We start from the raw sequence: 14,008 nt of genomic DNA, 5'->3' as shown, positions 1-14,008 counted from the left end.
CGCTTCAATCGAGACCTGCTCCTCTTATCCCGCTTACTCGAATCTAAAGACTCTTTTCGTATCTCGCATCTCGTTACTCGCATCTTTTTCATAGCGCGACAGGGAATTTGTTTATTTATAGGTTCTATGAATTAATTAGCGTTGTTATGAAACTAATTTTCCATAAGATCATTTACACAATCTTAGTTTTCGATAACTGGATTACCTAGTTGTACGGTTTATAGATTAAAATTTTCTGATAATTTTTATCGCTTTTTTTTAATCAACCACTTTAATAAGGTAAATTCGCAATGTCGACCAAACTAGCTAACCCAGCGCCACTAGGCTTAATGGGTTTCGGTATGACCACTATTCTTCTTAATATCCACAACGCAGGTTTCTTTCCAATCGATTCAATGATTCTTGCTATGGGTATTTTTTACGGTGGTTTGAGCCAAGTTATCGTGGGCACAATGTGTTTCAAACGTGGTGACACGTTCGGTACAACTGCGTTTACTTCTTACGGCCTATTCTGGTTGTCTTTGGTTGGTTTAATTGTAATGCCTTACATGGGCCTACCAGCAAGCCCAGCTGCATTCATGGGTTGGTACCTACTATTATGGGGCATCTTCACAGGCTTCATGTTCATTGGCTCTCTATGCTACCCAGTAGCGAAGCAAGTAGTATTCGGTTCACTCACTATCTTGTTCTTCCTACTTGCAGCTCGTGATTTCACTGGCAGCGAACTAATCGGCACTATCGCTGGTTTTGAAGGTATCTTCTGTGGCGCTTCAGCTATTTACTTTGCAATGGCACAAGTAATCAACAACGAATACGGCCGCACAGTACTGCCTATCGGTGAGAAGAAAGCCCCTCAAATGGCAACACAAGAAATCGCTGCTTAATACTCTAACTCGGGAACAGTTAGTTTGTTATAAGCCATTTATTGGTTATAAATAAAACAAAAGGGGTTAGCCGAAATGGCTAACCCCTTTTTTATGCGTTATTAATAGCGCGAGTTAAAGCGATCTATTTATTAAAGCAATCTATTTGTTAAGGTAATCTTAAGCTGAAGGTTGCTCTACAGGTTTAGTGTCTGCAGCTTCTGCTTCAGGAGACTTACCTGTTTTACGCTTGTACTTCTCTTCCCAGTAAGTAGCACCTTTAATGCCTAGTTTTACAGGGTTGAATGTGTACTCAGTCACACCTTGTTTCTGCTGTTCTTCGTAGTCTGCAAGAGCTTTAAGCGCAGGCTTAGACATGAAGAAGATGATCAGAATACCGACAATGTTTAACCACGCCATCAAACCAACACCAACATCACCCATTGCCCATGCAAGGTTCGCTGTTTTAACTGTGCCATAGAAAACGGCAGTAATAAGAACAAGCTTAAGTACGAACATCATGCCAGGAATTTTGATAGTACGACGTAGGTAAGCAATATTCGTTTCTGCGATGTAGTAGTAAGCAAGAATTGTTGTAAATGCGAAGAAGAACAGAGCAAATGCGATGAACGGCTTACCAATGCCTGGTAGTGCACTTTCAATAGCAAGCTGTGTAAATACAGGACCGTTGGCACCAATGTTTGCTGCTAGGTTCTGAACAAGGAACACACCTTCAGCGCCGCCGTGAACGTTGTAAGCTCCAGTGATGATGATCATGAACGCTGTAGCAGAACATACTAGAAGAGTATCGATGTAGATAGAGAATGCTTGTACCAAACCTTGCTGAGCTGGGTGATCAACACTTGCAGCCGCAGCCGCGTGAGGACCTGTACCTTGACCCGCTTCGTTTGAGTAAACACCACGCTTAACACCCCAACCAATTGCAGCACCGAAGCCTGCCATAGGTGTGAATGCATCGCCTATGATCATTGCGAAAACCGTTGGCACTTGGCTGATGTTTAGCAGAATGATAACGAACGCGATGATGATGTAAGCCAATGCCATGAAAGGAACAACGATTTGTGTGAAGTTCGCAATACGTTTAACACCACCAAAGATGATGAAAGCAAGGATGATAGCAACAACAGTACCGGTGAAAATTTTAGCGAAACTGAATGTACCGACAGCTGTTTCAATCATATCACCTGATCCAAATGCAGCTTCTACAGCATTACCAATACTGTTTGACTGAACACCTGGAAGCAAAATACCACATGCAAAAATAGTCGCGATAGCAAAGATCCAAGCGTACCATTTTTGACCCATCGCTTTTTCGATGTAGTAAGCCGGACCACCACGGAACTGGCCTTCGTCTTCTTCTTTGTAGATTTGCGCTAGCGTAGATTCTGCGTAAGCAGTTGCGGCGCCAAAGAAGGCTACAACCCACATCCAGAATACGGCACCTGGGCCACCGAAACCGATAGCGGCAGCAACACCAGCAATGTTACCTGTACCGACACGGCCAGATAGCGAAACGGCTAGAGCTTGGAAAGACGAGATGCCTTTTGATGAGCTTTTACCCGATAGTAGCAAGCGCCACATTTCAAAGAAGTGACGGATTTGAACAAATCGAGTCATGATGGAGTAGAACAAACCTGCACCTAAACATAGGTAGATAAGTACTGGGCTCCAGATTATTCCATTCAAAAAATCAACGAATGACTGCATGAGTATTTTCCCTGTTAGTTTTGCTTATGATTGTTTTTCGAACAACACAATACTTCACTTGTAACCCGAGTGTTAAATTATTTAACTGCGCATTAGGATTACTGTGACATAAAGCAAGTTATAGAGGGTGTTTGTTAATGCTTAGTGCTAATTCTAGAATCGTTCCATTTAATCTGATATGCAACTAGTTGTGATTTGTTGTGTTTTGAAAAGTGAATAAATAGTGATTAATACAGAAAGGGGATCTTGAGGTGCGCATAAGAAACGAAATTGCGCAAAACAGCGGTTAAAGCCGATTAGCATAAACGGCTGACATATGGATGGTGGGATAAGTAGGTTGGAATATATCACCTGCATCAGGTGAGCTAGCAGGTCTATGAGACTATGGCTTTTGAAGGTTTGATAATTGAGGCCTTAATATCTACCTAGTAAAAGTTGTTAATTTGATGCCTGTTTCAAACAACTACGAACCCTCGCGCCTGTAATTCTTTAGCGAACTCAGACTGAGTATTTGGCTCGCCGTGAATCAAATGCACCTCTTTCGGTGGAGTCGCGATGCCGTCTATAAATTGGTAAAGATCCTCTTTATCAGCATGGGCAGAATAGCCAGACATGCCATGAATTTGAGCATTAACCTCAACGTCTTTGTTATCAATAGAAACCTGCATTTCGCCTTGTTGCAGCTCTCGTCCGAGCGTCCCGTGCGCTTGATAGCTCGCTAAAATTACATCGGTTCGTTTATCGGGAAGCAAGGCAGATAAGTAGTTCATTATCCTACCACCCTGACACATCCCAGAAGCTGCGACCACAATCGCGGGTTCACCTGTCGACTTGAGGCGATTCACGATTTTCTTGTGCATTCTATGTCCATCGACGGTAATGCACTGCTCAAAAGCGAGTGGGTGGCGTTCCAGTTCAAGACGCTGCTTTGCTTCTTGTCCCCACAACTCTTTAAAGCGTCGGTATGAACGTGTCACTTTCTGAGCCATCGGAGAATCGAGAATAATAGGAATATCGCTACTGAGTTGATGCTCAAAGATCAGGTGCTCGATATCAAACAGCAGTTCCTGAGTTCTGCCGATACTGAAGGCCGGAATTAGAATAACGCCACCGTCGAGCAGTGAACGATCAATTATTGCTTTGAGGCGCTCAGCTCGCGTAGCGATATCATCATGAGTACTGGTGCCATAAGTGGATTCGATAAACAGATAGTCGGCTTGTCGTGGTGGCTTAGGATCGGGCAGTAGTGGTGTGTTACTTGGGCCCAAATCGCCAGAGAAGACTACCACCTCTTGGTTGGGTAATTTAATCTCGATATAGGCAGAACCTAAGATGTGCCCCGCAGGTTGAAAGCGAGCATGTAGAGTATTTGGCCTATGATGATCCTTTCCGTTGTTTTGCTGTTTAGACGTGATTGGAAACCGTTCCCCGTAAGGCTTGGGAGCAATTAGTGAATGAATCTTTTTGAGTATCAGCTTCGACTGTTTATTGCTGAGCCCTTGCAGTTTTAAGCCATCCTCAATCATTAAAGGAGCGAGTTCGGCGGTGGCTTGCGTGCAATAAATTGGCTGGTTAAATCCACTGGCGAGTAACCAAGGTAATCGACCAATATGATCAATGTGAGTATGGGTCAGCAGCAGAGCGTTGAGGTGGGACGTTTCAAATTCAATATCAAGAGGGCGTGCATCTTCTCCTTGAAGCTTTTTACCTTGAAGATCTAAACCTTGAAATAAGCCACAATCGATGAGTACCGCTTGGCCTGAATCTCTTAATTCGTGACAAGATCCTGTGACAGTATGTTTGCCACCATGGTGAATCACTTCCATCGTTTACTCCCATTGCTCTATAAGGCAGATAACGCCTGTTTTTATTTTGCGGATAAGCGCCAGCAAGTAAAACAAGAACAATGAGAGTTGCGATCGTTGAGTGTCTTTTTAAGTAACTGAGCGATGACTCAGTGGTTTCGTTGCGAGTTAGTTCGTAGAAGAACGATCTGAATCCAACTCTGTTTTTTGCTGCGCCTCTAAACGAGCCACTTCGGCATCAAGCTCTGCTATTTTCTCTGCCATGAGTGCGTGACAGCGATTGGCCAACTCTCTCGCATCGCTAAGCTTGTATCCGGATACATCGATAGGTTCCAACATCTCGGTGATCACAATGCCATTATTGGCACGATTAAAGTCGATCTTATTGTGCGTGGTGCTAGTACACATCGGGGTGATAGGCACACCAGCTTCAATTGCCATTCGGAAAGCGCCTGTTTTGAATGGCAGTAGTCCACGCCCTTTACTACGGGTTCCTTCCGGGTAAACCCAAACAGACAGATCTCTCTGATGAATCGCTTCCGCCACTTGCTTGATGGTATCGCGTGCTTTGGACTTATCTTCGCGGTTAATCATGATGTTACCGGTGATCCAATACAGCAGGCCAAAGAAAGGCACGTACAACAAATCGCGCTTGCCCAATGAAACGGTGCGTGGTCTTAGCATTCCTGGATCGGTCACAAAATCCAATATGCTTTGGTGGTTAGAGATGTAGACGCTGTTTTCTGGTGTCGGGGCATTGTCTAGGCCGCGTTGCACCTGTTTTACACCGATGATCTTTTGGAGTTGGTTGAACCAACGACAGAAAACGTACACACGCTTGGGGTTCTTGGGGCTAAACAAGCAGTAAACAAAAGCACATAGAGTGGTGAAAATAATAAACACCGTAGCCAAAATAATACGAAGAACAGCAAGCACAATTCACTCCTTACTCACCGCAGATGGCAGTGATTAAATAGTTTTAGATGCTTGAAGTTTTCACTCTATTTAACCGAATTGCAACAATTAACTGTTATAGGGTTCTGTTTTTAGATCTTTATATAAAACAAGGACTAACAATGGGTGTTTGACACGATTATCGAGCTTACACGTGTTCACCAGTAGCGAGGCATGTTCACCAATACTGTTTATTTGGATCCAACTCTTCTACCCATTCAGGATCTTGACGCGACTCTAAATAGAGTTGTAGGCCGTTATAGGACATGAAAGCTGCAGGGCCGCCGAGGTGCTCGAAATAGTCAAAATACTCATCTTCGAGAGCACAAAGGTGGGCTAAATCTTTAACCTTGTTAGCCAGCGCCCACTGAATGGCAAATACAGGCGCTATTGAGCCTGAAATATTCACCTCTTCGACGTTTGGGTTAAACATTGAATTAGCTTGCTCAAGCAGTATCTCTTCTTGTTCAGACTCTTGTTGTAGTACCTCTTCGACGATCTCCGAGCGCTTGGTATTAGAGACATTCTTGTTCAGCTTGGTGATTCGCAGTGCGTAGCTAAACCTTTCTGATGAAACGATGTCGACAAGCTGCGACAACAGCTCTTTGTCTACGCCTGCTGCCTTGGTGAAATAGTCGATACATGAATTGATTGAGGCATAACGAGTACCGTCAAACTCAAAGCCACTGGTTTCGTCGTATACCTCAAGTGGGATGTCATCAACCGACAAAGGCCAGCCTTTATAATCGACGCGTTGTTTGGCGATTTGATACATCTTCCAAGCGCTGCGCCCAAACCCACCGAGCGTCGAACCCGAGAAATCAGAATCAATAAGCTCTTGCTCCGTCCAGTTCTCACCGATGCCAAGGTGCTTAGCGTACTTGTCTATCAGAGTGTGTTTTATCTGATCGCGCACTGACCAAATTGAGGTTAGATTCTTTGAATAGTTAATTCTCGCACACTCATTACAAGCCGGCAGTGCTATCGGTGAATGGCCTATCTTGGCAACAGCCTGCGCTGTCTTAGGGAATTCAACAAGGTTACTGGAAGGTTCACCACAAAACCAACAGGTGTGGCGCAGGTTGAACGGGGTGTCTATGTGTGAGTATGTGTTCATTAGTCTTTATCGGCTAGGTGCTTGAGGCGAGTTAATCATCTTCAAACAATTATCTCTGTTCGCACGTCAGCTTGCACCTTGTTTGTTTTTGTTTTTCTGACGAGATCAATTCGAGGTGTGACTCGCCTGATGAACTCATTAGGTGGATATTGATATAAAACAGTCACTAACGATAAATGCTGATTGGTGTGGCTGAACTTACATGAGCTGCTAGCAATCGCCTAAGCTCCCCATTACTATTGAGATAGACTCCTTACTCCAATAGCGCATATGTCCTCATCGATTCCTTTTTACGATAAAAATGCTCACACACTTTGCCAGCAGTACAACTCAGTGACCTTCGAGACGGTGCATAAAAGCTGGCAAGCTTATTGGCCTTTAGTGGGCGATAAAGTACTCGATGTCGGTGCTGGATGCGGTCGTGATGCGCTATGGATGCACAAGGCCGGATCTGATGTTATTGCGATAGAACCAAGTGCTTCATTACGCGAACAAGGCTCGAAATATACAGGCCCAAGTGTTACCTGGATTGATGATTCACTTCCCTCGCTTAGCCGCACTGAAAACCTCGGAATGCGTTTTGACTTGATATTGGTCAGTGCGGTTTGGATGCATCTCGCTCCGTCTCATCGAGAGCGCGCATTTAGAAAGTTGTCTAACTTGCTAGCTCCAAATGGCAAGTTGGTGATCACTCTGCGTCATGGGGAGTTTCAAGACAGTCGACAAGGCTATGAAGTCTCGGTTGAAGAGCTCGAGCGTTTATCAAAAAACAGCGCCTTGTTGGTTCGTCATGTTGATGATAGCCAAGATACATTGAACCGCAGTGAGGTGTGGTGGCAAACCGTGGTGATGACACTACCAGACGATGGCTCCGGTGACTTGAACAAGGTGCGCCACATTATTGTGAATGACAACAAGTCGGCCACATACAAGTTGGCTTTGTTGAGAACTCTACTGAGAATTGCTGATGCGCATTCAGGCGCTGTGATTGATCGAACTGATGGGAAAATTTCTCTACCAGTGGGCTTGGTTGCTCTGTATTGGGTTAGGCAGTTTAAGCGACTGATTGATATCGACATAGAAGGCGCTGGGATTCAGCAAAATAGCAACACAACGAAGGGACTTGGGTTTGTAAAAGAGGATGGTTGGAATAAACTCAAACACTTAAGTGCTGATGATCTAGCGATAGGCGCTATGTTTCTCGGCGATGAAGCCAAGGCTCTACAAAAGCTATTTTCACAAACGATCAGTACCATTAAATCAGGACCTGTGACTTTCATTTATCAAGGCTCGAAAGACAACCGACTATTCGATATATACCCACCTCACAAACGACGGAAGAGCCGAGAATCACTGGTCATTGATAGTGAGTTCTTAGAAAGTTTTGGTTATTTTACTCTCGATGAAAGCCTGTGGGAGTGCTTTAGAGTCTACCACTCGTGGATTGAACCGCTGGTGGTGAATCAATGGGTCATGGAGATGCAGCGTTTCGAGTTGAACCGACAGCGAAGCATTTCACTACAGACTTATCACGACTGCTTGGTATGGATCGATCAAAACCATGATACTCGCGATGTGCGTAAACGTGTCGAGCAACTTAGATCTGATCGTGCCGACATTGTCAGCGTGTGGAGTGGAAAATCATTAAAAAATGAGTATCACGTTGATCACTGTTTGCCTTTCGCTTACTGGCCAAACAACGATAAGTGGAACCTCTTTCCTACTACAAGCAAAGAGAACTTAAGTAAAAGTGATAAAGTTCCTACGGCTGAAAAGCTGCGCTCGTCTAAGTCGAGGATTCTAGAGTGGTGGCAACTCGCTTGGAACGATTTGGCTCATTTTGAACAACAATTCTTTTCAGAAGCCGCGCTTTCGTTACCTAACATCCCTGCGCAGTGTCGAGACTTTGAAGAGGTGTTCGATGCAATGGGCTTGCAGGTACGTGGTGTAAAAAGCAGACTGCTGATTAGTGAGTGGCACTGATCATTAAGTGGGCTAGTTATCCCAAATAACCCTCAACAAACTAATCATCGAGAACATAATGAAATACATCGGAATTGATGGCTGCAAGTCGGGTTGGATCGCTTGGATTGTCTCTGACAATGAGATACCTGCGTTTAAAGTGGTAAACACCCTCGATGAGCTAGCGAGTGATCTTATCGGTTCAACGGCGCTTATCGATATGCCTATTGGTTTTAGTGATGCACAAACTCCAGATCGCTTGTGTGACAAAGCAGCAAGGCGTTTTCTAACCAGCAAACGTGGTTCTTCGGTGTTTCCGGTTCCGTGTCGTGAGGCGGTTTACCAAACCGATTACATTGCGGGATGTAATGCCAATGTGGAGCAGCTTGATAAGAAGTTTTCTAAACAGACTTGGGGAATTGTGCCCAAGATCCGCGAGCTTGATGAGCTCATTGAAACTCATCCCAATCTTTCTATCAGGGAATCACACCCTGAGGTGGTGTTTGCAGCTTTGAAAGGCGAACCGCTGACGTTTTCCAAACGAACACAAGAAGGCAAAGAGGAACGGCTTTCTATTATTCAGCAACTTGCCCCTCAATGGTGTGACGGCTTGTCGTTAGCCATTTCAACCACCAAGCGTAAAGACGTCGCGATAGATGATATTTACGATGCTTTTGTACTTATGTTGGTTGCCTATTACGCTCCGCAATTATCGACCTTACCTGAACTTTCTGATGTTGGTGGAGAAGCTGACAAGGATCAGAACGGACGAGTTAGAGAGATTGTCTATTGGAATAAAGCGCGCTAACAAATCGTGCGCTCAACTTGGCTTAATATGCTATTTTCTAACTTATGCTATTTTCCAACTCTGCTACTTTTCACTCTTAATATTTTTGAGTCTTTGATATGAAACGTTTTATTGTCGGCTGGCTGGCCACTGTGCTCAGTGTTGCGAGTTATGCCCAAGTTGCCCCTATATCTCAATGGCAATGCGACATGATGAAAAAGAACAATGTCTTGAGTAGTGGTGCGCCTGTTGGTTGTGAGCGACTATCCAAAGTGGATTTCGACTTCATTAATTTCAAAGGGGAAACGCAACAGGGCAATATGATCGTGCTTGATGTTATTGCGCCTGCTGTTGAAGAAATCTTTTCAGAGCTTAAACAACGCAATTTTCCTCTTCATTCTGCTCGCCTAATGCGTGAATTCAGAGGTGACGATAACGCCTCAATGGACGCGAACAACAGCAGTGCGTTTAACGCTCGTCCTATTACAGGCGGAGGAGGTTGGTCGAAACATGCTTATGGTGTGGCGATAGACATCAACCCAGTTCAAAACCCTTTCTTAGAGTTTGATAGCAACGGCAGAATCACGGTAAAGCCTTCACAATCTGCGACAAGTTATGTGAACCGTACTCGCTTTCGTGCGCGTAATGAAATAGAACGCAGCGGCATGGCAGAAGATGTTGTGGAGCTGTTTGCCCATCACGGATTTATGATCTGGGGAGGGGATTGGAATTCCCCAATTGATACTCAGCATTTTGAGGTCGGCTCAAGAAAGTTTGTTAACCAACTGCTCTCTAAACCACAACCTGAAGCCGAGGTGTTATTTGAGCGCTACGTCGAATCTTATCGACAGTGCTATCTCAAAAATAAAGGTGAGGACGCAGAAAAAGCTCGAGCTATCTGTGCAAAGAAAACAGTCGGGACTTTTTAGTGCTATGTTTATCTAGAACCGTTTGTGTTTTAGCAAGTTAAACTCGCTTCAGGTGTGTTTTGAATCGCTAAGGTCAGCGCTCGTCGTTGGCCTTTTTTGTATTCATTTCTTCAATAGAACACCGAGTATTGAAAAAGGTTATTGGGTATCCATTAGTCAATAATCGATAAGCGAATGCAGCGCAAAGTCATCGGTTTGTCATTGAAAAACTCATAGCGTTAACGTTATGTGAGAACCATTGCTGGTGGGGGAACTCTTCGCGGAAACGCCAGTATTATTAGTGAACTGATCACAACGGACCAACTAATGAAAAAGATACCTTTGGCTCTAACTCTTTTAAGCACTCTACTTTTTTCACAATACACTTTGGCTACTGACACTTCACCTACCACTCAAAATCCCACTTACGAACTCGATGGTAAGTCGGTATTAGGTCGCACTGAGAACGTGTACCTATCTAGCGTTCAAGGGCTAAAAGACGTTCCTTTCATTGGTAAAATTGATACCGGTGCAGAAACCACTTCTATGCATGCTGAAGACATTCATGTGAAGAGCTCTAATCCCGATTACCAAAACCTCAAAGACAAAGAGTTGATGGCGGCGTTAACCGAAGACCTATTGAACAATTCTGATGTTGATTACGATGATTGGGATGGCAGCACCTTTGCGAAATATGAAGCTGTGGTCTCTTTTAAGGTTCAAAACCCACGCACGGGAGACATGGTATTAATCGAAGCGCCTTTAGAGCGTGTCAGCATGATACGCAGCCGCACTAGCAGCACGCCTTTACTTCGTCCTACCGTAAAAATGTCGCTTACCATTGCAGACCAAGAGCTAAAAACAGACGTTAACCTGACTGACAGAAGCCACTTCTCTGCACCAGTATTGATCGGCAAAACCTTCCTTGCAGATAACGCACTGGTGTTTGCGGGCTATGACTACTTACAAGAGCAAGAGAACGCAACGGTGGTGGGCCGTAAAGAGGTGGTATCTATCTCGGGAATGGCGATGAATGCGACCTTCTCTTTAAAGAACCGCTACAGCATTTTGCATGCAAAAGACATCGACATAGACAAAAAGAACAAAGAAGTGACGTTTGATATGTTCGACAACGACGGTAAGCAAAAAGAGATGACGTTGCCGTTGGTTCGTATGTTAAGCGTGAGCGGTAAGAAGAGACCTTTAGTCTATGTACCTGTTCAACTCGATGAAAACACAACTAAAGACGTTCTGGTGTACCTACGTGAGCGCTCGAGTAGTGAATCGCAGTTGAGATTTGGAACCAACACAGCCAGCGAACTCTTCATGATTGATACCAGTGCTGAGAATATTTTATCCGAAGGTTCAGAGAACTTTAGTGATGTGGCTGAGTCTGGTGAGCCTATGATTATCTCTCCGGAAGAGGACATCACCCTAGATGATTTCCCGCTTAAGGCTGTGGCTTCTTTCACTGTCAATACGCCTTTGCTGAAGGTCGACAGTTTTGAAATGACAGGTAAAGGCAAAGATGCTTCCGTTGAATTTTATCTTACGGATGTAAATGGTGAGAAGCAGAAGGTGACCAAGCCAATTATTAAGAAGCTTAAAGTCGGGGATGATACTCGCCCTGTTGTAAGTGGTGAGTTTGCGGTGTCTGGAAAAGTGCGTACGCAAGAGTTCGCCATCGACGTGCTCAATACAAATGAGAAAGAAGCGTACTTTATTTTAGGCAAGAAGATGGCAAAAGAGGGCGTTTACGTTAATACGCGTTCTGATTACCTTCTGAAAGCCGAACCACTGTTTAAAGTTGGGCATATTGAAGTAGTAGAAGTGAACGGCATGAAGTTCCCGGCCAAGCTCGACACTGGTGCGGATGTAAGCTCAATGAACGCAGTCAACATCAAACGATTTAAGAAAGATGGCCAAGACATGGTGAGCTTTACCTATCAAAACAACCAAGGCGATAAGCAAGATTTCACCAAGCCAGTGATTGATGTAATGCGTATCAAAGCCAAGAAAGGCGAGAAGGTGAACATTCGCCCTGTGGTAGAAATGAAGGTTAAGCTCGGAGACCTAGAGAAAGAGGTGAGGGTAAACCTTCAAGACCGTTCTCGCTTCGAATACAGCATGATCCTAGGTAAGAACTTCTTGAAGCACGGCGCAGTAGTGAGCAGCGATGAAGATTACTTGTTAGGTGATATGGAGTAACCCCTAAACTTATCTAAGTTCGTAGCAGAACAGATCTAAACAGCCACACATTTCATTAATGGGATGTGTGGCTTTTTTATTAGGTGTCTGTTTTTGACGTTGATGGTTTGAGTTCTAAACCTTTGTTATTTAGAAATTTATCTACGACTACTCAACCTTTAGACAAACAAAAAGGGCCAACTCTTTCGAGTTGGCCCTTTCCAAACGTTTGGTGGAGCTGGCGGGAGTTGAACCCGCGTCCAAAAATCATTCATCATTGGTACTACATGCTTAGTCGATCTTTAATTTCACCAGCAACCTGCGAACCGACACGCTAGTTAAAGGCTAACCTGAATTATAATTCGCGCTTTTCCTCTCAGGTGGGAGAAGCCACGCTAGCTAGTTTGGGTTTGATCTCTTATTGGTCCCCGTCTTACGAGCGGAAGCTAGGGTAAGAGAGCTCTGAGCAGGTTATTAAGCTGCTAGTGCGTAGTTTTCGTCGTTTGCGACTATTTTTTTGCGGCTTTTAACGTGGCCAACCGCCCCACGGCATGCACCTCAGACTTCAAAATTCCTGTCGAATCCTAAATCAGCCCCAAGTGTTATTTGCATAGTACCAGAAAAGCTTACCCTGTCTAGCACTGTGCGTTTAAGTGCTTAAAATTAACGCAAATTACTCTTCATAATTCGTGCTTTATCTCTCGCCCAATCTTTTTCTTTCATATCAGTACGTTTATCGTGCAGCTTTTTACCTTTCGCTACGCCAACTTTAATCTTCGCCCAAGAGCGAGACCAGTAAAGTGCGGTTGCGACAAGCGTCATGCCTTCACGGTTAATACGACCGATAAGGTTGTCGAGTTCTTTTCTCGACATTAATAGTTTACGGATACGTGTTGGGTTCGCCACGATATGAGTACTCGCTTGAGTTAGCGGAGTAATCGTCATACCACTGATGAATGCTTCGCCATCTCGGATGTATACGTAGCTTTCTGCGATATTGGTTTTGCCTTCACGTAGGGATTTTACTTCCCAGCCTTGTAGCTCAAGCCCCGCTTCTATCTCATCATCGATGAAATATTCGTGGCGAGCTTTCTTGTTAAGCGCAATGGTATTGCTACCGGCTTTTGATTTTGATTTATTCTTTGCCATAATGGCCTCATTATACGGATTGCGCCCTAGTTGGGGAATCCTTTTTATTTGCGCTCTGGCCCAATACAATTAAAATTGCAGTTTGTGTTAATGTAACGCTGTCTTTAACAGGAGTCTATATGCCAAAGGTTACTCGTTCAGCATTAGTGTCGTTTAGTGCCGACCAGATGTTCAGCTTGGTCAATGATGTTGCTCGTTATCACGAGTTTTTGCCAGGGTGTTCTGGTTCACGTGTGATCGAATCTTCAGATTCAACTATGGTGGCTTCGGTTGATGTCTCTAAAGCTGGTATCAGCAAAACATTTACCACATCGAACCGTTTAGCGGATGGTGCTGAGATTTTGATGGAGCTGGTGGACGGCCCGTTCAAAAAACTGCAGGGTGGTTGGTACTTTACTCCGCTCGACGAGCAAGCTTGTAAGGTTGAACTTAAGCTAGAGTTTGAGTTCTCTAGCCGAATGATTGAAATGGCATTTGGTAAGGTTTTCAATGAGCTGACGAGCAATATGGTCAGTGCTTTTACTCAACGCGCGAAACAGGTTTACTAA

At 44.4% G+C, this 14,008-nt stretch carries 11 protein-coding genes and 1 other RNA gene; 6 read left to right on the top strand and 6 right to left on the bottom strand.

What is annotated here, in order from left to right; translation table 11 throughout:
* Positions 1-290 precede the first annotated feature (290 nt).
* Positions 291-884 carry an acetate uptake transporter gene (locus LMH68_RS04770; RefSeq protein ID WP_010440610.1) on the top strand — a complete coding sequence of 198 codons (594 nt, stop codon included), beginning with the start codon at positions 291-293 and terminating at the stop codon, positions 882-884.
* Between the two features lie 159 nt (positions 885-1,043).
* Here LMH68_RS04770 and LMH68_RS04765 read toward each other — a convergent pair whose 3' ends face one another.
* The 4 genes from LMH68_RS04765 to LMH68_RS04750 form a co-directional block, all read right to left on the bottom strand.
* Positions 1,044-2,591 (bottom strand): alanine/glycine:cation symporter family protein, encoded by a 1,548-nt coding sequence (locus tag LMH68_RS04765; protein ID WP_017059732.1) that lies wholly within the window; start codon positions 2,589-2,591, stop codon positions 1,044-1,046.
* A 455-nt stretch (positions 2,592-3,046) separates the two neighbouring features.
* Positions 3,047-4,417 carry an MBL fold metallo-hydrolase gene (locus LMH68_RS04760; protein WP_229647781.1) on the bottom strand — a complete coding sequence of 457 codons (1,371 nt, stop codon included), beginning with the start codon at positions 4,415-4,417 and terminating at the stop codon, positions 3,047-3,049.
* A gap of 147 nt (positions 4,418-4,564) precedes the next feature.
* Positions 4,565-5,332, bottom strand: coding sequence for a 1-acylglycerol-3-phosphate O-acyltransferase (locus LMH68_RS04755; RefSeq protein WP_229647782.1), 768 nt, complete (start codon positions 5,330-5,332; stop codon positions 4,565-4,567).
* A 196-nt stretch (positions 5,333-5,528) separates the two neighbouring features.
* Complete coding sequence (locus LMH68_RS04750; protein ID WP_136974081.1) at positions 5,529-6,467, bottom strand: hypothetical protein; 939 nt, start codon at positions 6,465-6,467, stop codon at positions 5,529-5,531.
* A gap of 270 nt (positions 6,468-6,737) precedes the next feature.
* On the opposite strand from LMH68_RS04750, the gene LMH68_RS04745 reads away from it, so the two are divergent.
* The 4 genes from LMH68_RS04745 (at position 6,738) to LMH68_RS04730 (ending at position 12,332) form a co-directional block, all read left to right on the top strand.
* Entirely contained in the window at positions 6,738-8,450 is a 1,713-nt protein-coding gene (locus LMH68_RS04745; RefSeq protein WP_229647783.1) for a class I SAM-dependent methyltransferase, read from the top strand.
* A gap of 58 nt (positions 8,451-8,508) precedes the next feature.
* Positions 8,509-9,237 (top strand): DUF429 domain-containing protein, encoded by a 729-nt coding sequence (locus tag LMH68_RS04740; RefSeq protein WP_229647784.1) that lies wholly within the window; start codon positions 8,509-8,511, stop codon positions 9,235-9,237.
* 98 nt (positions 9,238-9,335) lie between these two features.
* Positions 9,336-10,145, top strand: coding sequence for a M15 family metallopeptidase (locus LMH68_RS04735; RefSeq protein WP_229647785.1), 810 nt, complete (start codon positions 9,336-9,338; stop codon positions 10,143-10,145).
* A gap of 306 nt (positions 10,146-10,451) precedes the next feature.
* On the top strand, positions 10,452-12,332 hold the full coding sequence (locus LMH68_RS04730; protein ID WP_193841255.1) for an ATP-dependent zinc protease: 1,881 nt from the start codon (positions 10,452-10,454) through the stop codon (positions 12,330-12,332).
* 209 nt (positions 12,333-12,541) lie between these two features.
* Here the strand turns inward: LMH68_RS04730 and ssrA are convergent.
* Positions 12,542-12,908, bottom strand: a transfer-messenger RNA (tmRNA) gene (gene ssrA, locus LMH68_RS04725).
* 66 nt (positions 12,909-12,974) lie between these two features.
* The gene (gene smpB / locus LMH68_RS04720) at positions 12,975-13,460 is read right to left on the bottom strand and encodes an SsrA-binding protein SmpB (protein WP_004735156.1); all 486 of its coding nucleotides are present in this window, start codon (positions 13,458-13,460) and stop codon (positions 12,975-12,977) included.
* A 119-nt stretch (positions 13,461-13,579) separates the two neighbouring features.
* On the opposite strand from smpB, the gene LMH68_RS04715 reads away from it, so the two are divergent.
* Entirely contained in the window at positions 13,580-14,008 is a 429-nt protein-coding gene (locus tag LMH68_RS04715; RefSeq protein ID WP_004735157.1) for an SRPBCC family protein, read from the top strand.

Origin of the sequence: Vibrio sp. F13, from assembly GCF_020806305.2 — a bacterium.
GTDB lineage: Bacteria > Pseudomonadota > Gammaproteobacteria > Enterobacterales > Vibrionaceae > Vibrio > Vibrio crassostreae_C.
Note: the sequence above shows the minus strand (reverse complement) of the source record. Positions and strands in the feature narration are given on the sequence as shown.

Coding starts and splice junctions, on each gene's coding strand:
- LMH68_RS04770 (WP_010440610.1), top strand. CDS start 291: ATGTCGACCAAACTAGCTAACCCAGCGCCACTAGGCTTAATGGGTTTC.
- LMH68_RS04750 (WP_136974081.1), bottom strand. CDS start 6,467: ATGAACACATACTCACACATAGACACCCCGTTCAACCTGCGCCACACC.
- smpB (WP_004735156.1), bottom strand. CDS start 13,460: ATGGCAAAGAATAAATCAAAATCAAAAGCCGGTAGCAATACCATTGCG.
- LMH68_RS04735 (WP_229647785.1), top strand. CDS start 9,336: ATGAAACGTTTTATTGTCGGCTGGCTGGCCACTGTGCTCAGTGTTGCG.
- LMH68_RS04765 (WP_017059732.1), bottom strand. CDS start 2,591: ATGCAGTCATTCGTTGATTTTTTGAATGGAATAATCTGGAGCCCAGTA.
- LMH68_RS04760 (WP_229647781.1), bottom strand. CDS start 4,417: ATGGAAGTGATTCACCATGGTGGCAAACATACTGTCACAGGATCTTGT.
- LMH68_RS04730 (WP_193841255.1), top strand. CDS start 10,452: ATGAAAAAGATACCTTTGGCTCTAACTCTTTTAAGCACTCTACTTTTT.
- LMH68_RS04745 (WP_229647783.1), top strand. CDS start 6,738: ATGTCCTCATCGATTCCTTTTTACGATAAAAATGCTCACACACTTTGC.
- LMH68_RS04715 (WP_004735157.1), top strand. CDS start 13,580: ATGCCAAAGGTTACTCGTTCAGCATTAGTGTCGTTTAGTGCCGACCAG.
- LMH68_RS04740 (WP_229647784.1), top strand. CDS start 8,509: ATGAAATACATCGGAATTGATGGCTGCAAGTCGGGTTGGATCGCTTGG.